Source organism: Agrobacterium cavarae, assembly GCF_004310285.1.
GTDB lineage: Bacteria > Pseudomonadota > Alphaproteobacteria > Rhizobiales > Rhizobiaceae > Agrobacterium > Agrobacterium cavarae.
Window position 1 is genome coordinate 209,460 of sequence record NZ_SISF01000032.1, and the last position, 21,417, is coordinate 230,876.

A 21,417-nucleotide genomic window follows, 5' to 3' on the forward strand; every position below is an offset into this window, starting at 1 on the left:
AAGGCAGCGTCGCTAATGATCAAGAGGAGGACGCCGCCAGATCAACTTCGCCTCTGAATGGATTGGCTCCACCGCGGTTGAGACGTTTTGCAATATAGAGCGCCTCGTCTGCACGTCTGAAGACGGGATCTGGCGAGGTCTCCTCTGCCAGGACCCTGCTCATTCCATAGGACGCGCCAACCGCCATGATCGTGCCGTTCACTTCATAAGGCTTGGAAATCACCGCAGCCAGTTGACGGCACCGCGCCTCCGCCTCCTCTTCGGAAACCTTCGGCATCATCACCGCAAATTCGTCGCCTCCAAGACGGAAGCAAACATCTTCCGCGGCGCATCCGGCACGCAACCGCTCGGCAACCTGCTTCAGAAGATCGTCTCCATCGGCGTGACCGAAGCGATCGTTGATTGCCTTGAACCCATCGAGATCGATGCAGACAACCGTCAGCGGCCCCTGCTCCGACAGCTGCGTAAACCTGGTCGATACCAGTGTTCTGTTGGCAAGCCCCGTGAGGAAATCATGTGTTGCCGCATGCCGCATGTGCTTTTCCGCATCGACAAGCATCCTGAGCGCCTGACGCGACGTTGAGATTGCGAGGACACAGCTCGCGATGAAGATGCAGAGCGTGGCTGCGGCGAAGGGCAGTGACTGCCGCAGCAGATCATGGGCTGGCGCGTTCGCCTGCCACGACAAAACCTGTACCTGCCCATGCGGGGCAGCGGCAATGTCCACAGACGCGCGACCTGGCTTGACCTGCTCAGACGGCTCGACGGCTGCATCGTCAAGCATGAAGCGTTCACCGAAAAACGCCTGAAGGCTGCCTGCGATTGGAATGGCCGAAACAAGGATTGGCGCGCGGTCGGTATTGGGGACGACTGTCCCGATATCGGCCTGGAAGAGGCTCGCCGTCAGCAAGAGAGCATCGTTTCCCACCACTTCGATTTTGCTTGATGAGATCCTGTCCGGAATGCCGCTCTTCTTCGGCTGGTGCTCACGCGCTCGCACCGAGTCGATCAATGGTTTGGCTGCCGCGACAAGCGCGCTCGGTTCCTGTTTAAGGAACGAATGGTTGGCGAAATCATCCGCCGTCTTGGCGTAGATAATCTTGTCGTTGCTGTCGATTACTGCGAGCGAGCGCACGTCCGACGTGCCGATGATAGACTGGCCGAGATTTCGCTCGGCCCAGCTCAGATCAAAATTGTTGTTGAGCTTATCGATCGCCTCGTCCCAGATCGTCCAGGATGTCAAAACGACTTCCATGTCCGAAATCCAGATCGCGACATTGCGCTTGACCAACGTCTCCTGGCGCACTTTCGCCTCTTCGTCCAAGCGGGCAGCACCAAAGAACAGTACGGCGGCCAGCCCAAGCAACAAAAGCCCGACAATGACGGCAACAGGGCCAACAAGCTTGAAGTGATTAAGGCGCGCCGTCATGGTGAGTTCCGTTGGCAATACGCAGATACTTTACATCGGCAACAAGGCAGATGCAGTTATCAGCGCAAACAATTACCTTGGCAAGGTTAATGGTTTTCTCAAGAGTGAAGACGCCGCATCGGCCACCTTATCTCAAGCGGCAAACAGCAACATCAGAGCTCTTGACCCCCAGCATGACCCCACGCGGTCAAAACTAAATCGTCACAAACGAGCGAGACCTTGAATTGATGCTTCGGCCCGAAATCCAAATCGATTTTCAGGCCGAAGCTACAGATCTATTCGCACTACTTCCGATTTTAACGGGAAGCCTTGTCTTTGCCCGGCAAGATATCCGCCATATCGGCCACGATGGCAGCCGCCTCAGTCTGAAGCACATCTTTCGCGTTTTTCCGGGCATTCTCCAGAGCAAGGTTGGCACTGAGGCTTCGCTCATTGGCCTGCAACCCGTCATCGAGTTCTGGAACGACGACGCCGGCTTCCTGGCGCGCCTTGAGTTTCGCAGCCACCGCGGCCATTTCCTTGCGACGCTCTGCCTCGTTGAGGGAGATCGTCTTCTTTTCGCGCTGGGCCTTCAGCTCTGCGGCATCTTCAACGAAGCGCTGATAGTCCTTGTCGTCTTTGATGCGCGCTTCATGACGGCTTTCCAATTCAGGCACAAGTGCCGTCATATCGCCCTGCTTCTTGTATTTGGCGGGCTTGATCGTCGTCCACGGCAATGCATTGTCATAGCTGGACTCCCCGAGCGTTTTGGGGTCCTGAACGCTTGGCGTGTTGATGTCGGGCGTGACACCGCGCAGCTGCGTCGTGCCGCCGTCGATCCTGAAGAACTGGGCAATCGTCAACTTGAGCTGGCCGAGTTCCGGCTCCTGCTTGCCGGCCACCCTGTCCAGATCGACGACCGTCTGCACGGTGCCCTTGCCGAAGCTTGGGTCACCGACGATTACGCCGCGGCCATAATCCTGAATGGCGGCCGCAAAAATCTCCGACGCCGAAGCGGAGCCGCGATTGATGAGAACGCCGAGCGGACCATCCCAGGCCGGCGTGGAGCGATCATCATTCTCGACTTCAACCTTGCCAGCTGCATTGCGCTGTTGAACCACAGGTCCCTTGCCAGTGAAGAGACCGGTGAGATCGATGGCCTCGGCCAGCGAGCCGCCACCATTGTCACGCAGATCGATGACGACACCGTCGACCTTCTCCTGCTTCAATTCGCCAAGAAGTTTTTCGACGTCGCGGCTGGCGCTTCTATAGTTCTTGTCGCCAGCGCGGCGCGCCTCAAAATCCTCGTAGAAGGTCGGCAGCGCAATGACGCCAATCTTCAATGTCTGGTCGCCAAGCTTGACGGGCACGACGGACTTCTTGGCCGCCTGCTTTTCGAGGCTGACCTTATCGCGCACCAGGTTGATCACCCGGTGACCGCTGGCATTTCCGGCATCGGCCGGCAGAATGTCCAGGCGCACCACAGATCCCGCTTCGCCGCGGATCATCTGCACAACCTCGTCGAGACGCGTCCCGACAACTTCCTTGATCGGGCCTTCTTCGCCCTGACCGACACCAATGATGCGGTCGCCGACGGCGAGTTTGTTCGAGAGCTGCGCCGGTCCACCGGCCACAAGCTCGCGGATCGTCGTGTACCCGTCGCGCTCCTGCAGCACGGCACCAATGCCGACCAGAGAAAGCTTCATCGAGATATCGAATTCAGCCGAAGCCTTGGCGCTGAAGTAGTCAGTATGGGGATCGACCGCCGTGGTAAAAGCCGCCATGAAGGATTGGAAAACGTCGTCGGCCTTATAGGTTTCGACACGGTCCAGAATGTTCTTGTAGCGCTTGTCGAGCGTATCGCGGATCTTTGCTTCGTCCTGATCGGCGAGCTTCAGTCTGAGCCAGTCGCTCTTCACGCGCTTGCGCCAGAGTTCGTTGGCCTGCTCTTCCGTCTTGGCCCAAGGCGCATCCTCGCGCGACAGCGGATAGTCTTCCTGCACCGTAAAATCGAAGCCGTTCTTCAACAGGCTGCGCGCATAGGTCATCCGCTCGACCACACGCTGGTTGTAGATCTTGAACATTGAGAAAGGGATGTCGAGGTTCTTGTTCTGGATCGCGTCGTCGATCTTTTTGCTGTCCTTGGCAAAGCCGTCAATATCGCTCTGCGTGAACAGCATCCGGTCGGGGTCGAGCGACTTGATATACTTGTTCATGACCTTGACGGAGAGTGCATCGTCCAACGGCACAGGACGGTATGCATAACGCTCCAGGAACTGTGCGCTGAGAGCGGCCGCTTCTGCCTCGGGTGCAGTGGCTTCCAGCACCGGCATCTGCGCGGGCTCGCGCGCCTGCGCGACGGTGGCAATTCCGATGACAAGGCTGAAGAAAAGGGGCTTCAAGCGCATCCCGACATGTTCCTTATTACTCAATATCTCCGTCTTATCTTATTCTTGGGCGAAATTGCGATAGTTTAAAAGCGATCAAGATATATTGATCCTTTGAATTGGAGACGGACGGCCCACGCCTTACATCAGACCTGCTGGACTTCCTGCAGCAGTAAGCGAGGGCCAACCGGCACGCACCAGCTAAAGCGCTGTGCGTCCTGTTGGACGCACAAAGCATGCTTTGCCTCTTCTAAATCGACGCATCGTACTTTCCGAAAATCGATTCCGATTTTCCCGTCAATGCTGTAGAGACGCTCCTGCAAATCAGGAGTAAAACATGCAAAATATCAGAAGCTTGGTCGTGGCCATCATCGTCGGCATCGCTGTCGGAGCGGCTTTCATGATGTTGGACAAGTCGCGAGGCGCGGAATGGGCCGTCTCGCCTCAGCAGATCGAACAGGCGAAAGCGGAAGGCAAAGCCGGATACGAATCCTCTCCCGGCACCGTGACCGTTCTGCCGATCCGCAGCGAAACCGCGGATGCTCTTCCCTTCAAATGGACGATGTATGGCCTGGTGGCTGCTGTCGTGACCTTCGTCACCCTGCGCCGCAAACAAAAACGCTGAAAACGAAAAAGCCTGCCGCGGGAGGAGGTGCGGCAGGCTTTCGAAAAGAACCGAACAGCAACTGGGAGGAGGAGTGTTGCTGTTCTAACAAATGCCCTTTGGGAGGAGGATAAGGACATTTGCAACTCGAAGCTTTGCGGGAGGAGGTGCATCGCTTCGATGATTAGAAACTACCCGTAATTCTCGACACAATAAATGACCTTTATCGCAGGTGAGATATGCATAGACGCATAGCTCCGCGTCTTGAAGTAGGGAGAACCAGAGACGGTGCTGTGGAAATAGGCACGGGTGTGTTTTGTCTTCTAGAAGCTCATCTTCAGCGGTTAATCCTTTCTAACTCAACCGCGTCATCAACTCAGCTGCCGATCGATCGACGAAAGAACCTCGCCCATGTCTGAATCCTCAGCTCCCCACGACCTCCAGCTCTTCGTCGATGGTTCATATGACCCGATCAAGCGCATCGGCGGGTGGGGCGTGGTCGCGCTTCGGCACAATGTCGAAGTGGCGTCGCGGTCCGGCAGTATAGGCTGCACTGATAGCAGCGCGCCGGAACTCCTTGCCCTTCTTGAAGCCCTCCGTTGGCTGGACGAGAATACGCCTGGCGAAGCTGCGACGATCTGGTCCGATTCCACCTACGCAGTGACGGGATGCAACAGGTGGCGCCACATCTGGAGAACAAATCATTGGCGGAAGCGCGCGCCGAACGGCAGGGGTCGTAGCCGAGACGTTCCCAATGTCGATCACTGGAAGGCGCTCGACACGTGCCTGACACGCTGCGATAGGATCGAGATTGCCTGGTGCAAGGGCCATGTCGGTCTGCCATGGAATGAACTAGCGGACGCCTTGGCGAGGCAGGCAATCCAGCGCGCAACAGTTGCCACAGCAGTTTGCTAAGGTTGGTCTCCTACGCCACGGAACGGGAACCTCAGACACCTACGATGCGCAAAATCCTCAGGCGCCCGCTAAAACTTACAGGGAACTGCAACTGCTAAACCGTGTTTGGGCTTCGTAACAATTGTGGAGCACAAACATGGATGCCGATATTCGCCGCCCTTCCCCGCCCTATCCTGAACAGCAGCAGGCGCCACCAGGCACCACCGGTCAGATGGAGCCAAAGCCGGATCACGGCGAAAAGTCCTATAAGGGCAGCGGCCTTCTAAGCGGCAAGGTTGCTCTGATCACCGGCGCGGATTCCGGCATCGGCAAGGCCGTTGCAATTGCGTTTGCACGTGAAGGCGCCGACCTCGTCATCTCCTATCTCGATGAGGATGAGGACGCGCGCGATACCGTCAAATGGGTAGAGGAAGCCGGTCGCAAGGTGGTCGCCGTTCCTGGCGACATCACCTCGGAAGAACACTGCAAGGCACTGGTACAGCGCACCGTCGACGAATTCGGCAAGATCGATATCCTCGTCAACAACGCCGCTTTCCAGCGCACCTATGCGGACATCGGCGACATCGAGTCAGCCGAGTGGGATCAGACCTTCAAGACCAATATTTATGCGCCGTTTTTCCTGTCAAAAGCTGCCGTGCCCCACATGCAATCCGGAAGCTCGATCATCAACACCGCCTCGATCCAGTCGAAGCAGCCCTCGCCACACCTGCTCGCCTATGCCTCCACCAAAGGTGCGATCCTTAACTTTACGGCCGGGCTCGCCGGGATGGTCGCCGAAAAAGGTATCCGCGTAAACGCGGTCGCGCCTGGCCCGATCTGGACACCGCTCATTCCGTCTACCATGGGCGTGGAGAAGACCAAAAAGTTCGGTGAGCAGACATTGATGGGTCGCGCTGGACAGCCGGCCGAGCTTGCCGGCGCCTATGTTCTGTTGGCGTCGGACCGCGGCAGCTACATGACCGCTGCCGTCATTCCCGTCACCGGTGGCGAAATCATGATCTGAGACCGACGGTCAAAAGAGGAAATGTGGGCGGGGCCGTACGGAACCGCCTTGCCCATCTGCGGTTCGGTCAGGAGAGTAGGGAGGAGATTCCCATGGCCGGCCCGCAACGCACATATGGCTTCAACGAGACCACTTCCGTCATCCGACCCCAGCCATCCGAAAGCCTGAACATCTTTAAGCTGGTTTCCTGTGGCAGATGCAGACGCGACCCGCGCTGGGGCGAGAATGCTCGATCCAGGTGGTAGGGCAATGCACGTATCGTCGCGGCGGAGGCGCAGCCCGACTTCCTCGTGGCAAATGCGCTGCCGGCCGAGGACGCCTCCACCCGCTTCGGCTCTCCACCATTATCGCGGTGGAGCATGACCGCTCGCACCCGCAACGCAGCGTCATCTCGAGCCCGCCGTAATCCATCATCGATCGAACCGGAACCCTCCCGCGTCTGAGAAGTTGAGACGACGAACCCTTACGGAGACAAAACCATGTCCGACAAAAATTCTATGTCACCTGCCGTTGCCTCACTGCATGACGAGCAGGCAAGACAGCGCACCGGAAAAGAAGATCTTCAGACGGGGCTCGAAGACACGTTCCCTGCCTCCGACCCTGTTTCTCAAACGAGTCCGACGACAGCAACCGCGACAACTGAACCCGCGGAGGAACATGAAACGGAGGACACACCAAAGGTGGATGAGGCTCTTGCGGCTGTCAGAGCACGCCACGACGATCCGGAAACCGGTCGCGCGATGGAAGAGATCAGAGCGCTGCGCTCTGAACTTGGGCGTATTACGGGATCTGCTCAGGAGATGATTTCCGGATCGGCACGCGTCGCGAAGAGTGAAATTGATTCCGTTCAGAACACGGTAATCCGGCAAGTCCGAAAGCACCCTCTTCAGGCTGTAGGACTGGCGGCATTGCTTGGCTACGTCTGGGGCATGACGCGCTAGATGGCGCACGTTGTTTGGGGCGCATGAGAGACGCGTTTCGCCCATTGAACCGACGCATCGCACCGGTCCGAAGATCGGTTCCGATTTTCGGACCGGTGCGATAGTCTTAAACCTCACTGCATTTGCAGATGAATGCGTGCAATATTGCTCATCCACAGTAGAATGAAAACTATGTGACAGGCGGAGCCATATGACATCCGTCTGTCATGAAAGCGTTATAGTTGCGATAGAAACCTAAACGCCGGGCAGATCCGGATGTGTGGAGTTGCACATGGACATCGCTCTCGCCGTTCTCGCCCTCGCGCTGATTTTCGTCCACCTGTTGAGCATAGCTCTCACCGCGATCCGTGTGAAACCAACGACGAGGCGCGGCTCAGAGCCACAAACTCAACCGCCCGTCTCCCTCGTTATTCCGCTTCGAGGTGTGGAGAATTTTACAGCCCTGACGATTCCTCGTGCCTTTCAGCTGGACTGGCCAAACTACGAGATCATCTTTTGTGTGGCGGATAGCACAGATGCTGTGATCCCGCACGTCAGATCCAACATCGCCGCCTTCCCTCACATTCGGGCAAGCTTGCTGGTGGGTGATGATCGGATCAGCGCCAATCCCAAACTGAACAATTGCGTCAAGGGCTGGCGTGCGGCGACCAGCGAATGGGTGATCCTCGCCGATTCCAACGTGCTGATGCCCGATCATTATATTGCGACGCTGATGAGCGCATGGCGTAAGGATAGCGGCCTCGTCTGCTCGCCGCCGCTTGGCTCACGCCCCGCCGATCTTGGATCGGAGCTTGAATGCACCTTCCTCAACACATTTCAGTGCCGCTACCAATATGCCGCAGAAACGTTGGGCCAGGGCTTTGCGCAGGGCAAGACAATGCTATGGAACAAGCCGCTTCTTGACTCCCTCGGCGGTATAGAAGCTCTTGGAGCGGAAATTGCGGAGGATGCCGCCGCGACGAAGCTCGTTCGTGCAAGTGGACGCCACGTTCACCTTGCGCCGGCCCCTTTCGAACAGCCGCTCGGCACGCGCAGCTTTGCCGAGGTCTGGTCGCGGCAGGCCCGATGGGCCCGGTTGCGACGGGTGACCTTCCCTCAATTCTTCGCGCCTGAAATCCTTGTCGGCGGAATTCCACCTCTGTTTCTGGCCCTCGCCGCAGCCCTGCTCGCCGGCGCAGACGGCAAGACGCTGGTAGCGGTTATGGTCGCCGTCCTCGGGCTCTACTACCTTCCAGAACTGGCACTCGCAAAACTCAAAGGCTGGCATGTCTCATGGACCAGCTTTCCAGCCATGATCATGCGCGATGCGCTGCTCCCGCTTATCTGGGCAAGAAGCTGGATGGGGTCCTCTGTTTCGTGGCGCGGCAACATGATGACCGTCGGAACGCAGGAAAGCACGCTCAGCGGCTAAAGCATGGTCTGAGCAAAGGTGTGGAGCGGCTTTGCGATAACGACATCTGGCAAAACAAAGACTTAAAGCGTAGGCACCGAGCCTGAAAGATTGCGACGCGCTTCCAGGATGGCGGGAGAGCAAGTGCCATGGAACCAGAGAACTACGCTTTTCTGTAATCCTCTCAAACTTGGCACTGACTCATGTTTCCTCAGGCCTTCTGCTCTTCGTGTTCCGCCAGAAGCAGTGCGAGTTCATCGCCGGCGATCAGCACATCGTGCCCTCCGCGGTGAACATGCAGTTCAACGCGGCTCGGTCGAAACGCGGTGTTTCGAACAAATTCAATGGCACTCCAAAGGGAGTCGAACATCTCCCTGTGAGAGACCTCGAAACGCTGCCATAAAACAACAGTTGTATGGCTCTCTCCAAACCGGCTCATTGCCTCGCTCGCATCGAAAACCAACTCAGCGCTCCTCACCATTGCATTTGAAAAGCAACGTTTAAAGACGCTGATCGTTCAACCGGCATGCCTTATTATGACGCGCGTATGTCATTTGGGGCTCAGCATCGCGCTTGCGTCGATCGGTTCCTGTTTCAGGCCGGTTCTGTAACGCTACGCAAATCCCCGTAGGTCTGATGTCAGTTACGCTTTAGGACGGAGAGGTAAAGCGAGGCTGTCTGCTCGCAGATGGTCGTCCAGTTATAGCGCGCCATGATCTTGCTGCCCATCTCGCCCACATCGACGGAGGCTAGTGCAGGTGTCTTGCGGTCCGAGAGCTTTTTCTGCATTGCCTGGGAAAGCGCCGGGACATCGCCTAAGGGGAAATAGGATTCGGCATCCAGTTCCAGCGCCAGGTTCGCCTCGATGTTGCTTGCTAATATTGGAAGGCCGTAAGCCAGCGCCTCGAGAAGCGCTATAGGCATCCCCTCATGACTGGAAGGCAGAACGAAAAGTCCGGCATTGGCAAACAGCCCACCAAGCCTTGCGCCCGATTGCGATCCTGTCAGCACGATGTTCGAATGCGATTTCGCCCGTGCTCTCAATTTTTCCGCATAGTCGCTTCGGGCGTCCCCGCCGCCGACCAGAACCAGTTTGGTGTCCGGCATATCCGCATGCAGAAAGGCCTCGATCAAATCCATCTGGCGCTTCTCGACGACAAGGCGTGCCACCAGCAGCACGTAGCGACCTTTGGTCAGCCCGAATTCATCGAGGACGGTATCATCTGCGGCTTCGATATCGATCTGCACGCCATTGGGGATGAAATGGACGTTGCGATTGAACTTTGCCTGCATGGCATCGGCAATATGTTTGGCAACGACGATACGGCCGTGGGCGAAGCGCATGCCTGCCCATTCGCCAAGACGCAGAACCTTCTTCTCCAGCGTGTTCCACTTTTCGCGGTCGTAATCATAGCCGTGATGGGTGAAGACGACCTTCATCCCCATCAGGCGCGCCAAGGGTGCCACCAGCGAGGGACCGACCGCGTGAATGTGGACGATGTCAGGTTTTAGCCTTCTGGCTTTGAAGAGTGCGAGAAGCGTGTGGACGATGGCTTCCAGTCGCGTGTTGCTCGGCGCCCATGTCGGATGAACGGTGACGCCGCGCCAGACATAAGGAACTTCGCCGGCGACGTAATTCTGACGCGCATAGACGTGAACGTCGGCGCCTCTTTCGGCCAGCCCTGGAACAAGTTGCTCAACGTGGGTTTCGATACCGCCCGGTACACCCGGTACACCGCGCAACCCAATCACACAAATGCGAACCGCATCAAGATCGGGAAAGTGGACCTCGTCGGCATTCCTGCGCGCCCGAAGTGCCGTCGTCTGTTTCGACGCCGTATAGTCCACTACTCGCTTCCTCCCGGGCATCCTACCCACTCCTACGGTACAGTCATGATACCAGCAACCGGCGGACAGCTTTCACGCCGCCTCGCCTACTCTGCACCGTAGCGCCATTTTATTGACGAAACCCTTCACATAACAGGTAAATTATAATTATCTAAAATACGATAGACCTACCCGAGAGACGGAATCCCTAAACCTCGATAAAGGTCCAGCGTCCTTTCGAAAAAAGCGCCGCGAGAGAATTCTTGGTTAACCCAGGCGCGACCACGCTCGCCCATCTTCTTGCGCTCGCTTGCAGAGAATTGGTTCATCGCGTTGAGTGCTCCTGCGAGATCATCCGGATCGCCGGGTGCAGCGATAAGCCCTGTCTCTCCTGGTTTTATCAGTTCCGGAATACCCCCTATATCCGTTCCGATCACCGGACGACCCAAGGCATAGGCCTCCAGAATACTGACCGGCGCATTTTCATACCACTCGGAGGGAAGAACGAGCGCCTTGGCACCGGCCACCGTTTCATGGAGCGCTTGGCCGCTGAGATAGCCGAGGAACTCGACATCGGCATTTTCTCTCTGCGCCAGCGCCCGAAGCTCTGCTTCTTCCGGTCCCGTGCCCGCAACACGCAGACGTTGCCCCGACCGTGCAGCCGCCCGGATCAAGGTATCGAGGCCTTTTTCGGGCGCGAGACGCCCCGCGAACAAAAAGTAGTCGCCCTCCTCAACGGCAAAGCGTTGTTCGCTGATCGCATGGTCGACGAAGTTTGGAATATAGACCAGCTTGTCGCCCGGCCATCCCCATTCGATCAGCTTTTGCCTGTAGAACCGGCTTGGAACCACGAGCTTGTCGATATGATCGCGATAGAGCCGGAGCGCACGATGCACGGCGGTCTCCACCATGACCAGACCGCTCAGAGCAATCGATCCCTTCATGCAGCGGTGAAGAAGCACATTATAGATGCGCCCGCCCTTGCATCTTTCGCAAACGCCATCCGGCGCCAGCATCTTGTAGGAGGGACAGGCGAGCTTCAGGTCATGCACCGTCATAACGGTGGGTATTCCCTTTTTCTTCAAGAGCGGGAAGATCGCCGGAGAAATGTGGTGATAAACATTGTGGGCGTGCGCCACATCAGGCCGCACTTGATCGATCAACGCAGCCAGGCTCTGTCGCGCCTTGCGGGAATAGATGATCTCCAGCCCGTGACCGATCTTCGCCATCAGACCGCCTTGGCGACCGAACTCGATTTCAGGAACGAAATAGGGCGACCACTCCGATGGCAGATTGTCTGGATGCTGCATGGAAAAGGGCACGGCGTTCCACCCGGAGCGGGCAAACATATCCATCTGATCGAGAAAGATCGCGTCCGCGCCACCGCGGCGGTAATGGTAATTGTTGATTGCCAGAAGCGTCCCGCTCATTGCGTCACCTCAACTCTCCACATGTTGAAGAGCATCCCGAACCGGCAGAACGAGGCAACCGCTCGAAATAGCGTAGCGCACCAATGTGGAGAATGTCGAAGGTGTGCATCCATAGGGTGTCGGCGTGTCGCTGACATCGTGGGTGAAGAACACCAGCCAGCCTGGCTCCCGTACCACGTCGTCGATCTGCCGAACCAATGCGAGGGCGTCCTGTTCCGGCTGGCGGATCTCCATTCCCCAGAGGAAGCCGCGGTTGACCTTCCCACGGTTGATGCGATCCCCACCTCCGCGCGCCGTCTCATAACGGTCGGCAAAGAGTTGCCGATGCCGTAGCGACCCCTGATTATAGGGATAGGCAAAGTTTCGTTTCGTCACCGGCGGCTCAAAGCTATCGAGCAAGGCGCCGTTACGGGTGAGATTTTCACGCAAGGCCCGGCCCGACAGCGTGTGGACGATCTCATGCCCGAACGTATGGCAGCCGAGTTCATGGCCAGCTGCGGCAAGCTCGCGACAGCCCTCCTCCGAGATGATGTTGCGGTCCGGCTCCACCCGATTGAGGAGCCCTCCGGCAATGTAAAACGTGCCACGGACCCCGTTCTCCTCGAGAATCTTCGCACCGGCGCTTAACGCCGTGCAGGGCACATCATCGAAAGTGAAGGACACAACGGGGCGACGACAGGCGACGTTCAGCGTCGATGCGGGCAGAGCGCGCACAGCCCGTTCGGCAACACGTTCTCGCAGATAATCAAGCTTACCGCTGACTTTGGATAAGAGCGCCATGGCTTTCCTTCCTGGTCACAATCGGTTCTTTGACGAGGCTCATCCTGGACTGCAGGACCAAGCCGAAAATGGAGATGAGGAAGATGAAAAACACCGGGCTGCCATTCTGGAAGAAAATAGCCTCGAGACAGGCAGAGTAGAGCACGCAAAGCCATGTGCGCTGGAACAGGCGCGTCAATGCCGGATCATTTGGTGGTGCTCGGTCCAGTCGAGCGATCGCCCGCATTGGCACCAGAATGACCAGCGTCAGCGCCAGCAGCAACCCCGGGATGCCTGTCGTCAGCAGGGTATCCACATAAGCGTTATGACCGTTAAAAGCCCGCACCGCCCAAGTCTCCAGACCTGCCGGGCTTTGCATCAGGTCAGGCGTTTGCCAGAAGCCCTGGAAGCCATAGCCGAGGATTGGCGATTGGGCGATCGCATCAAAGGCGATCTTCCAGATGTCCGAGCGGTTGGTGAAGGTCGGATCAATGCCGACCGAGACGACCAGGCTTCGGAAATCCGATGATAGGGTGGCGCCAAGGATCAGAGTGTTAAAGGCGACGATACCGCCCACCGCGATAAACCACCGCGTCCAGCGAAATTTCTCGAACATCCATTGTAGAATAAGGATCATGGGCAACATCGCGGTCGAGGATTTACCGCCCGTATGCATGAGGAAGAAGACGGCCAGAACAGCAATGGCGATGCCGCTTTTCTTCCATCCTGCACTGCGGAAGTAGAGCCCGAAAAATGTGATCTGCAGCATCACCGCAGCCGTGAGGTTCTTGTGTGCGTAGTGGCCTCTCCAGTAACCCGCATTCATCGGCTCGACGATTTCAGCCGCCTGATGGATAGAAAGCCGCGGCAGAAAAATTACCCCGAGGTAAGCCACGCTGAGCGTGATGGCTGTGCCATAGAGCATCAGTCGGGCGAATTGCTCCTCCGAGCGGGGAAGAAGCAGGAACATGCCTGCGTTGAAGAAGGTCAGAGTAGCCAGGATCGTCCGCTTGATTGCGTCGATGGGATAGTTCGAAAGCGCGGACGAGATGAAAAACCACCCTAGAAGGGCGATGATCAAAACTCTCGGCTGGGCGATCTGCGAGCGCATGGGATGGTTCACGGCCGCATAGATGGTCAGAGACGTGATCAGCAAGAACGTCATCTGATTGAGAAAATTTGACCCTGATACGATTTCCGTTCCGGCGGATTGCAGTTTCACAAGGTCGATAAATGGATTCGTGGTGATGAAGTAGAACAGGAAGACCGCCATGAAGGTCGCTACTCTAACCTTCATGTGCTGTCCGTTTGGCTGCGCTGGCGAGATTGTGGTTGCCTGCATCACACGAGCCGCTCGAACCGCCAGTCGTTGCGCCTGAGTTCAATCAGTGTCCGACCTGCGATGACAAAAAATACACCAAGCAAGAGCCCTGCAATCAAGCCGCCGATCGCAAGCAATGATGTCGGCGGGGGGAAGTTGCGCCTTTCAGGCGGCACCGGCTCGGTGACGATCCGGAGATTGGAAACGTTGAGCTGTTCCTGCTCTCCGGTTTCACCAGCGCGCTTCAGGAACGTGTCGTAGAGCGCTGCTTTAGCCTCGGCATTTCTCTGCAAATCCTGTAGCTCGACTTGCGCCGCATCGTCATTCGACACACGGCCTTGCGCTGTGTTGATCTGACTGCGAAGACTATCGACCGCACTTTGCGCCTGATCCATCTCGATCTTGACACTTTGCAAGACGCGGTCCGTCTCGCGGGCGATTTCGCTTCTAAGCGTCGCCAGCTGCGCCCTGGACGCAGCAAGCTTCGGATAGCGTTCTCCGTAGGTCAGTGCCAGCTCGTCATATTGCTGTTTGAGAACCGAATATTGCGAGCGCAACGTATCGAGCAGCGGTGACGACAGCGAACTGGTACCGGCAACACCATTTGCTGACGTTTGGCTCAGCTTTTTGTAGCGCTCTCGGACGTCCTGGAGTCTGGAGTTGGCATCGTTCAACCGCGTGTTCAGCTGCGAAAGGCTTTGAATATTGACGGAGCCCACACTACCGAGATCCTGGAGATTGTTTTTCTGCCGGAATTCCACAACCGCATTGGCTGCTTCTGTCGCGGCACCCCTCAACTCTTCAAGGCGGGTTGCTAGCGCTGCGCTCGCATTCTTTGCAAGATCGCTGCGCCCTGCCTCAAGCTCTTGCCTGAAGGACTCGGCAAGTGTCGCCAGTATCTTCACCGACCGCTCGGGATCGCGTGTCCAGAGGGTGATGTTGACCAGATAGGTCCCACCTTGGCGGCTAACCTTGATGCGCTTGTCGAGAATTCGCATCGCGGTCAAGGTTTGATCGCCTGGAGGCTTAGGGCTGGAGAGACCCAGCGCTTCCATCAGATTGAAGCCAGGTTCAAGCGAAGGGTTGAACTCCGGAAGCTGCTGCAACTGCTCGCGCTCGACCGTCCGTCGCAAAACGTTGCCGGAATTGAGCAGCAGAATTTTGCTGGACATGTCCAGGATTTGAGCTTCGCTCTGAAGGGCGGGAACCGTCAATTCATTTGGAAGGACTTGACCGGACGGCGGCGGCAGTAGGATATCCATTGAGGCCGTGTAGCGCGGCTTGACGAGAACGCCGAAGGCGACGCCGGCAGCAGCGCCGACAATAGCAAACAGCAAAATGACGAAGAGCCCGCGGCGCAACCAAAGAAAGATATTGCCGGGAGTGATGATGGGGCCCGAAGGTGCGAGCTGTTTTGCATCGAGGGTTGGACGCGGCAAAGGCTCCGGCGTTGGGCGCTCGACGCGCTTCTGCTTTGGATACTCGTACATGCGCGACCGGACCTTTGTGTCAATCGAAACGAAACATTTTCAGCTTATAGCTCCCATAAACCACACAGACCGCTGAGAAATGGTTTACGCCCCTCCTCTTTCTCGGCATGGAATGAAACATGGCAAGAAACGCACCAGGAAATACATCCAGATTGCTTGGAATGCTCTTGTCCTATAGCGCATCCTCGGCAAGTCTTCTGATTGCCAATGCCGCGCAACTCATCACATTTGCGATACTCGCGCGAACTTTCGGTGCTGACGAATTCGGTCGCTACGTTTCCTTGATCGCCGTCACCAACATTGCCGTCCATCTTTGCGGCATGGGCGCGTCGGAATCCCTTGTTCGCCGCGTTCCGCAAGACCCATCCTGCTTTCCGCGCATCTTCGGCCACAGCATTATCCTGAGCGGCATCAGCGGAGCGGTGCTGATCTTTCTCGGAATAATCGTGTTGCCGCACTTCATGCGCTTTGCCGAGGCGCCAGCTGAGAACCTCTGGATAACCTTTCAGCTGCTTTTGACCAACATCGTCCTGGTCCGCCTGATCATGCTGGGCGAGACCATCTTTCTGGCACACCGCCGAAACGCTGCCGCCAATGCCTCGATCATGGGATTTGCGCTGATCCGAACGTTGACTGCGGCTCTTGCCTGCATCGCCTTCGACGTCAATACGGTCGAAAGCTGGGCAACATGGCAGATGGTGTCATTCATACTGACGCTTGCGCTTTACGGGTTTCTCGCCTTTCGCATCGCGCGGCCGGACTACAGGCTGGACCGCCCGGAAATCCGCCTAGGGGTTCTTTTCGCCACCCCATTCATCTTTCGCGCCTTCCGTCAGAACGTCGATCTCCTTATTCTCGGCTTGGTGGCGAACCCCGAAATGGTCGGCAGTTACGGCGTCGCCAGGCGCATTACCGATAGCAGCTACATGGCGGTCGATGCGCTGAACCGGCTTATTTACCCTCACCTTGCCGTGGCCAGCGTGAACGGCATCCACCATGCCTTCAAGCTGACAATGCGTATTCTCGCAATCGCGATCGGCCTTGGATTGGCGGCAGCCCTCTTCATCTTCTTCGCAGCCTCCCTCATGCCGCTGATCTTCGGAACGGAATATGTGTCCCTGCCGACATTCGTCAGGATCCTGGCCCCGCTGATCCTCTTTATCGCGATCTGGTCGGTTGCGGTCGATCTGCTGGGAGCGGCTGGTGAACATGGAGCGCGCGCCTGGGTACTCAACCTCGCAAACGGCATCGGCGCGCTCGTGATCGGCGTGGCTGCATGGCTCTGGCCGCCCTACGGAATTTTCATCTCAGCATATATTATCGAATTTAGCATCGTGATCGCTTCATGGCTCGTGGTTCGTGCGTATGTCGCCCGCTCCATCGCAGCAAGCAAGGACGTTCAATTATGACGACAAAAAACACTTCAAAGCTTCGCCCCGCAGAACTGGCCGATATTCCCCAGATGAGCGAACTTTTTACGGCGGTGTTCCGATCCCGTTCGAAGCCGAAGACGAAAGCGCTGGGAGCGCACCTGTCTGAGATCCTCTTTACGCATCCCAATTACACACCCGAAAATGGGAGCCTCGTGTCAGTCGATGACACTGGCGCGTTGAAAACGCTCCTGAACATCATACCGCTCACCTATCGTATCGGTGAGGAGACCGTGATTGCGAGGCTGACCTGCGGCTTCGCGACGACGCCCGATGCCAATCCCCGCGCCGCTGCAGCGGTGTTTTTAAGCACCCGACCGAAATCCGACAGCATCCTCTTTACAGACAGCGGCGCCCCGATCGGCATTGCCCATTTCAAGGCGATCGGCGGCATCGAACTCCAGGTTCAGGCTCTGCGGTGGTACAAGATGTTCAAACCAGTCCCGGCGCTTATCAATTTCCTGAGAATGAAGCTGTTCGACCGCTTTCCACGCCTCATCAGCCGCGGTCAGCTTCCTGACAATCGTCTTGCTAACAACGTGACGACGGCGGACGGATACAGTGTGGTGGAGGCAACACCTGCTGTCTTTGCCGAATATGCGAATCGTTATCTGGCACGGTATGTGGTCGCGCCGGTCTATGACGAGCGCTACGTCACCTGGGCCGTCAACGCCTCGGAGGGAGAGGACGGACGCGGCAAGCTGATGCTGGCTCAGGTCAAGGATAAGAACGGCAATGTCGTTGGCGTCTTCTCATGTGTAGGTGAAATGGGTGGCTCTGCGCATATCCTTGATCTTCTTTACGAAGACAAGGCTCAGGATGCCGTTGTCGATGCCACCCTGCTCGCACTCCAACGGTCCGGCTTCACCTATGCCTGCTCCCAGGCCAGACCCGAGATGATTAGGTCTCTCTCCCGCTACAGCCGCATCTGGTATCGCTACTTCACCGGCATCTCCGCAACCTCCCGCTCTGCCTTGTTCAAGGAGGCGATGGAAAATGGTCGGGCCTATTTCGGCGGTCTCGGTGGCGAAGGCTGGACACGTCTGACACGCGACTTTTACTAGAGCGTCCTTTGAGACGCACAAAGAGCGCGATAACGCTTTAAATTGGCGCATCGTGCTTTCCGAAAATAGACGCCGATTTTTTCAGGTCCATGCTTTAGTTTTGCGACCATAACCGGCGCGACAATAGTCCCCTGATGCGCACGGAGCAGATCTCAAAGATCGTCGCGCCTTTATTCGGTCCGTTCCACCAGGAAGTAGGTGGTCGGACCATCGGGCGTGTCATTCGAGAGACGCACAATGTTACCGCGCTTGACGGTTGCGACTGGCGCACGGACACGGCCGTCCAGCCCGACAGGAGAAATCTTGAAGGTGCCGGGGGTCTCGAAGCGGAGACCGACCTCCATGCGCCTGATGAGAACCGGCAGATGGCCGAAATCTTCGATGACGCGCTGATCCGCGTCGCGAAAGCGCATTCCGGAATTGCGGGCGTCCGACGCCAGGATCAAGAGCTGCCGCTTGCTGTCTTTCAACGGCACTCCGTCCAGCGACGACAGCGATAGCAATCCCCGTCCATCCGCCTGCTTCACGCTGAAAGCACCAAGCTCGACGCCGTCCCCGACCTTGTTGAAAGCGAGCGCCTGGGTCATCGGCGTTCTCAAGGCCAGGGCCTTGGCTCCGGCGTCCAGTTGCAGTTCGCCGGTCTGGCTCACGACTTTACCACTATCAAGATCCGCTGGCGCAGACGGATCGACGCGACCAGCATCTTTCAGCTTGGCCACGATCGCCATCGGGGTCTCCCCCTCACGCTGCGGTGCGACCGCAACCACACCAGGCTTGGCATCGGTCACAGATTGGAGGCCGATTGCCCCGACAAGACCGAGGCGTGTGAGAAGCTCAGGCTCCATGTCGTTGACGCCTTGCGGCAGACCCTTTTCCCCATCGACGAGAAAAGGGATATCGAGCGACGTGCTCTTGGCATCGCCACGGCGAAAGACGAGCGCAGCCAGCGTTTCGCCCGCGCGTGCTACCGGGTCGAGTGCGATCGCGTAGGGCAGAATCTGCTTCTTGAACCGGAAATCCTCGCCATAGGCCAAAACGATCGGGCCGTGCGCATGTCGGCACAAAACGTCCCATCCCTGCAGGGCCGCAAAGGCGGGTGCCGCAAGACCTGCCTCGTAGCGATAAGGGTTCCAGAAGAGATGATCATATTCCGTGATGACGAAGGGGCGACTAAGCCAGCGTGCAGCACCCACGGTTCTTAAGTAGCGCAGCCCGTCTTCCAGCGAGCTCTTCCCCTCGATGCTGGTGCCCGGCTCATAGGAACCAACCCAGTCATGATAGGTGTTCATCGCCACCGCATCCTGGATGCTGCGGCTAATACCAGTCTGGATCGTCGGCCAGTTGTTGTAGGGCAAGACGATACCGCGGAAGCCAAGATCGCGAAGCGCCTTGGTCATGCGCCGGGTGGCGTTCTGCTCCACGTCGATGAAGAAGGATTGCAGGTCGCGCATCCGTTCGCTGCGCTCATTGCGGTTGGTTGGCAAAGCAACAGAACGATCCTCAAGACTGCCTTCCTTCGTCCACCAACCCCATTTCTGCTTCAAGGCTTCGTCGCTGCCGTATTTCTTCAAAAGCCAGTTGTTGAAGAGCGGCTGAAGCTGCTTTTGAAAAACGCTGCCTCGCACCCCCTCTTGCACCATGGCATCGAATTCCAGGCCGTTTTCGTTGAAGGGAACGATGGCGACGAGTGCCGGATCGCGAATGGGCGCAATGCCGGTATAGGGATTGACCTTGCTGAGGAAGGCTTGCTGAAATTTCAGCCAGTGATCAAAGCCTGCATCCGTAATCTGCGCATCGACCTTGAGGTCGCCCTTGAGATCCCATCGGTCCTCATAGCCGCCATAGGCTCCGCGGGTGGAACTCAGTCCATCCATGATCCAGTAGATGCCGTTTCGCTTCAGCGCAGCCATGAAGTAATGGACGCGATCCAGCACCTGCGGGTCGAAGTCGAAATCCTTGGCGCGGTCCGCCATCAACGCGGCGTCGACATAATGGAAACGGGCGATGTTGTAGCCGTGCCTTTTGAGCTGCAGGGCATAGCGGTCGGCAGCATCGTGATCCGGAAACCCGCCAGACGCCGGGCTTAGCGCAAGAGACGCGCACAGGAAGCGCTGCGGCTTGGCGGCGTCATTGGCTATCGCGAGCTTGCCAGCGGTTGTAACGATGACCCGCGTATTCTCGTCGATCTTCGTCTCAGGAAGAATGTCGGAAAAATCGAGCGGGCTTCCCGCCTGAACTTCAAGCGACTTTTCCCTGACGGGGAGCCACTCTTCGGCATAAACTGGCCGGATCAATGCGAACGAAACGACCAGTGTCCAAATAAGGGCTGTTTTCATCAGGGCTTCAACAACGTACTTTCAATCCAACTTCCGGGATCTTTCCGTCGCGATAGGATACCGAACGGAAGTGCTGCCGCATGAAAGCACCAGGCCACGATGGCGTAAAGGCCAAGCTCCAGACTTTTTTTCTTGATCGACATCGCCACGACTGGCAGCACCAGCAGGGCGACAAAGGCAATCAGTCCGATGGGATGAAAGAGGCTGCCGATCAGACAGAAAAGCAGAATTGCCCACCAGGCATAGACGCCAAGCCAAAGCTTGATCTCCGGGTTCTCTTGAACGACCTGCTTCAACCGCCCCTGCTGCCAGCCTGCGCGTAAAAGCTCCCCTGTGCCGAGCAGATATTTCGACGACCAGCGCCGTGTCAGCAGCACATAGGAGTTGATGTTATGGCCGAAGTGATCGACATAGCGCCGGTCCAGCCGGTAAAGCGTCCAGCCGCGCAGACGAAGACGTTGAGCCAGATCGAATTCCTCGAATGCGTGAAGATTGCGGTCGGAGAAATATCCCGCTTCTTCGATTGCGGCGCGACGATAAACGCCCCCACCGTTCAGACGATCGCGAACGCCATGCTTGACCTGCGAGGCAATTCGCTGCACCCGGCGGGTAAATTCCAGATTATCGAGATTGACCTCATTGATATCGCCGCTGACGCCGGCGACGCGGGGATGCTTGTCAAGATAATCGAAGGCTTCGGGCAAAAAGGTCGGATCAAGCAGCATGTCGCCGTCCATCAAGGCGACGAATTCCCCCTTGCTGTATTGAAATCCGAGCTGGGGACCGACGCCGCAGCTGGCTTTGGCAGGCGCTTGAATCTGGGCGATGATGACAGGATATCGAGAAGCGATCTCGATTGTTCGATCCTTCGAACCACTATCGGCAACGATGATTTCGCTTTCGATATCAGGCACGGCCTCTAAAGCAGCGATCACGCTTTCGATGGCCGCGCCGATCCGATTTTCCTCGTTCAGCGTCTTCAGAATGACCGATAGTTTCACAGCCGCGTCCGTTACATGTCAGTCTACTGAGGGAAGAATACAGGTTTCGGCACGAAGCTGTATGAAGAATTTCTTATATGCTTAACGCCACAGCAGAGGTCTATGCGGTTG

18 protein-coding genes are annotated in these 21,417 nt (G+C 57.2%); 7 read left to right on the forward strand and 11 right to left on the reverse strand.

The features are described 5' to 3' along the window. Positions 1-19: 19 nt before the first annotated feature. Together EYC79_RS16945 and EYC79_RS16950 are read right to left on the reverse strand one after the other, a co-directional pair. Complete coding sequence (locus EYC79_RS16945; protein WP_130978716.1) at positions 20-1,429, reverse strand: sensor domain-containing diguanylate cyclase; 1,410 nt, start codon at positions 1,427-1,429, stop codon at positions 20-22. A 296-nt stretch (positions 1,430-1,725) separates the two neighbouring features. Then, the gene (locus EYC79_RS16950; RefSeq protein ID WP_062600052.1) at positions 1,726-3,816 is read right to left on the reverse strand and encodes a carboxy terminal-processing peptidase; all 2,091 of its coding nucleotides are present in this window, start codon (positions 3,814-3,816) and stop codon (positions 1,726-1,728) included. 316 nt (positions 3,817-4,132) lie between these two features. On the opposite strand from EYC79_RS16950, the gene EYC79_RS16955 reads away from it, so the two are divergent. From EYC79_RS16955 to EYC79_RS16965, 3 genes are all read left to right on the forward strand, one after another. Beyond that, the gene (locus EYC79_RS16955) at positions 4,133-4,420 is read left to right on the forward strand and encodes a hypothetical protein (protein ID WP_062424116.1); all 288 of its coding nucleotides are present in this window, start codon (positions 4,133-4,135) and stop codon (positions 4,418-4,420) included. 390 nt (positions 4,421-4,810) lie between these two features. After that, entirely contained in the window at positions 4,811-5,314 is a 504-nt protein-coding gene (locus EYC79_RS16960; RefSeq protein ID WP_130978717.1) for an RNase H family protein, read from the forward strand. Positions 5,315-5,450: 136 nt separating this feature from the next. Continuing rightward, the gene (locus tag EYC79_RS16965; RefSeq protein WP_165457061.1) at positions 5,451-6,317 is read left to right on the forward strand and encodes a glucose 1-dehydrogenase; all 867 of its coding nucleotides are present in this window, start codon (positions 5,451-5,453) and stop codon (positions 6,315-6,317) included. 67 nt (positions 6,318-6,384) lie between these two features. Here the strand turns inward: EYC79_RS16965 and EYC79_RS16970 are convergent, their stop codons facing one another. Further along, on the reverse strand, positions 6,385-6,678 hold the full coding sequence (locus EYC79_RS16970) for a hypothetical protein (RefSeq protein WP_130978718.1): 294 nt from the start codon (positions 6,676-6,678) through the stop codon (positions 6,385-6,387). Between the two features lie 118 nt (positions 6,679-6,796). Here EYC79_RS16970 and EYC79_RS16975 point away from each other — a divergent pair, with 118 nt between their 5' ends. Further along, positions 6,797-7,258 carry a hypothetical protein gene (locus EYC79_RS16975; protein WP_130978719.1) on the forward strand — a complete coding sequence of 154 codons (462 nt, stop codon included), beginning with the start codon at positions 6,797-6,799 and terminating at the stop codon, positions 7,256-7,258. 271 nt (positions 7,259-7,529) lie between these two features. After that, a complete protein-coding gene (locus EYC79_RS16980; protein ID WP_130978720.1) occupies positions 7,530-8,669 on the forward strand; it encodes a ceramide glucosyltransferase in 1,140 nt (379 codons plus the stop codon). Between the two features lie 190 nt (positions 8,670-8,859). On the opposite strand, the gene EYC79_RS16985 is transcribed toward EYC79_RS16980, so the two are convergent. From EYC79_RS16985 to EYC79_RS17010, 6 genes are all read right to left on the reverse strand, one after another. Beyond that, positions 8,860-9,111, reverse strand: a complete 252-nt coding sequence (locus EYC79_RS16985; RefSeq protein WP_130978721.1) for a hypothetical protein — start codon at positions 9,109-9,111, stop codon at positions 8,860-8,862. Between the two features lie 176 nt (positions 9,112-9,287). Beyond that, the gene (locus tag EYC79_RS16990) at positions 9,288-10,496 is read right to left on the reverse strand and encodes a glycosyltransferase family 4 protein (RefSeq protein ID WP_245495309.1); all 1,209 of its coding nucleotides are present in this window, start codon (positions 10,494-10,496) and stop codon (positions 9,288-9,290) included. A 167-nt stretch (positions 10,497-10,663) separates the two neighbouring features. Next, positions 10,664-11,905, reverse strand: a complete 1,242-nt coding sequence (locus EYC79_RS16995; RefSeq protein WP_130978722.1) for a glycosyltransferase family 4 protein — start codon at positions 11,903-11,905, stop codon at positions 10,664-10,666. A 9-nt stretch (positions 11,906-11,914) separates the two neighbouring features. Continuing rightward, a complete protein-coding gene (locus EYC79_RS17000) occupies positions 11,915-12,685 on the reverse strand; it encodes a polysaccharide deacetylase family protein (RefSeq protein ID WP_130978723.1) in 771 nt (256 codons plus the stop codon). Further along, the gene (locus EYC79_RS17005) at positions 12,657-13,961 is read right to left on the reverse strand and encodes an O-antigen ligase family protein (protein WP_165457062.1); all 1,305 of its coding nucleotides are present in this window, start codon (positions 13,959-13,961) and stop codon (positions 12,657-12,659) included. Before EYC79_RS17005 ends, EYC79_RS17000 begins: the two co-directional genes overlap by 29 nt. Positions 13,962-14,005: 44 nt before the next feature. Next, positions 14,006-15,475, reverse strand: a complete 1,470-nt coding sequence (locus EYC79_RS17010; protein WP_130978725.1) for a GumC family protein — start codon at positions 15,473-15,475, stop codon at positions 14,006-14,008. A gap of 161 nt (positions 15,476-15,636) precedes the next feature. Here EYC79_RS17010 and EYC79_RS17015 point away from each other — a divergent pair, with 161 nt between their 5' ends. Continuing rightward, a complete protein-coding gene (locus tag EYC79_RS17015; protein WP_418123248.1) occupies positions 15,637-16,884 on the forward strand; it encodes a lipopolysaccharide biosynthesis protein in 1,248 nt (415 codons plus the stop codon). Then, positions 16,881-17,969 carry a hypothetical protein gene (locus EYC79_RS17020; protein WP_130978726.1) on the forward strand — a complete coding sequence of 363 codons (1,089 nt, stop codon included), beginning with the start codon at positions 16,881-16,883 and terminating at the stop codon, positions 17,967-17,969. The genes EYC79_RS17015 and EYC79_RS17020 overlap by 4 nt, the downstream gene beginning before the upstream one ends. 170 nt (positions 17,970-18,139) lie before the next feature. Here the strand turns inward: EYC79_RS17020 and EYC79_RS17025 are convergent, their stop codons facing one another. Both EYC79_RS17025 and EYC79_RS17030 read right to left on the reverse strand, forming a co-directional pair. Next, on the reverse strand, positions 18,140-20,305 hold the full coding sequence (locus EYC79_RS17025) for a glycoside hydrolase (RefSeq protein ID WP_130978727.1): 2,166 nt from the start codon (positions 20,303-20,305) through the stop codon (positions 18,140-18,142). Further along, on the reverse strand, positions 20,305-21,306 hold the full coding sequence (locus tag EYC79_RS17030; RefSeq protein ID WP_130978728.1) for a glycosyltransferase family 2 protein: 1,002 nt from the start codon (positions 21,304-21,306) through the stop codon (positions 20,305-20,307). The genes EYC79_RS17025 and EYC79_RS17030 overlap by 1 nt, the downstream gene beginning before the upstream one ends. Between the last annotated feature and the right edge of the window lie 111 nt (positions 21,307-21,417).

What these genes read in the sequence shown, in the direction of transcription:
- EYC79_RS16945 (WP_130978716.1), bottom strand. Translation starts at nt 1,429, where the DNA reads ATGACGGCGCGCCTTAATCACTTCAAGCTTGTTGGCCCTGTTGCCGTC.
- EYC79_RS16950 (WP_062600052.1), bottom strand. Translation starts at nt 3,816, where the DNA reads ATGCGCTTGAAGCCCCTTTTCTTCAGCCTTGTCATCGGAATTGCCACC.
- EYC79_RS16955 (WP_062424116.1), top strand. Translation starts at nt 4,133, where the DNA reads ATGCAAAATATCAGAAGCTTGGTCGTGGCCATCATCGTCGGCATCGCT.
- EYC79_RS16960 (WP_130978717.1), top strand. Translation starts at nt 4,811, where the DNA reads ATGTCTGAATCCTCAGCTCCCCACGACCTCCAGCTCTTCGTCGATGGT.
- EYC79_RS16965 (WP_165457061.1), top strand. Translation starts at nt 5,451, where the DNA reads ATGGATGCCGATATTCGCCGCCCTTCCCCGCCCTATCCTGAACAGCAG.
- EYC79_RS16970 (WP_130978718.1), bottom strand. Translation starts at nt 6,678, where the DNA reads ATGCTCCACCGCGATAATGGTGGAGAGCCGAAGCGGGTGGAGGCGTCC.
- EYC79_RS16975 (WP_130978719.1), top strand. Translation starts at nt 6,797, where the DNA reads ATGTCCGACAAAAATTCTATGTCACCTGCCGTTGCCTCACTGCATGAC.
- EYC79_RS16980 (WP_130978720.1), top strand. Translation starts at nt 7,530, where the DNA reads ATGGACATCGCTCTCGCCGTTCTCGCCCTCGCGCTGATTTTCGTCCAC.
- EYC79_RS16995 (WP_130978722.1), bottom strand. Translation starts at nt 11,905, where the DNA reads ATGAGCGGGACGCTTCTGGCAATCAACAATTACCATTACCGCCGCGGT.
- EYC79_RS17000 (WP_130978723.1), bottom strand. Translation starts at nt 12,685, where the DNA reads ATGGCGCTCTTATCCAAAGTCAGCGGTAAGCTTGATTATCTGCGAGAA.
- EYC79_RS17005 (WP_165457062.1), bottom strand. Translation starts at nt 13,961, where the DNA reads ATGAAGGTTAGAGTAGCGACCTTCATGGCGGTCTTCCTGTTCTACTTC.
- EYC79_RS17010 (WP_130978725.1), bottom strand. Translation starts at nt 15,475, where the DNA reads ATGTACGAGTATCCAAAGCAGAAGCGCGTCGAGCGCCCAACGCCGGAG.
- EYC79_RS17015 (WP_418123248.1), top strand. Translation starts at nt 15,637, where the DNA reads ATGCTCTTGTCCTATAGCGCATCCTCGGCAAGTCTTCTGATTGCCAAT.
- EYC79_RS17020 (WP_130978726.1), top strand. Translation starts at nt 16,881, where the DNA reads ATGACGACAAAAAACACTTCAAAGCTTCGCCCCGCAGAACTGGCCGAT.
- EYC79_RS17025 (WP_130978727.1), bottom strand. Translation starts at nt 20,305, where the DNA reads ATGAAAACAGCCCTTATTTGGACACTGGTCGTTTCGTTCGCATTGATC.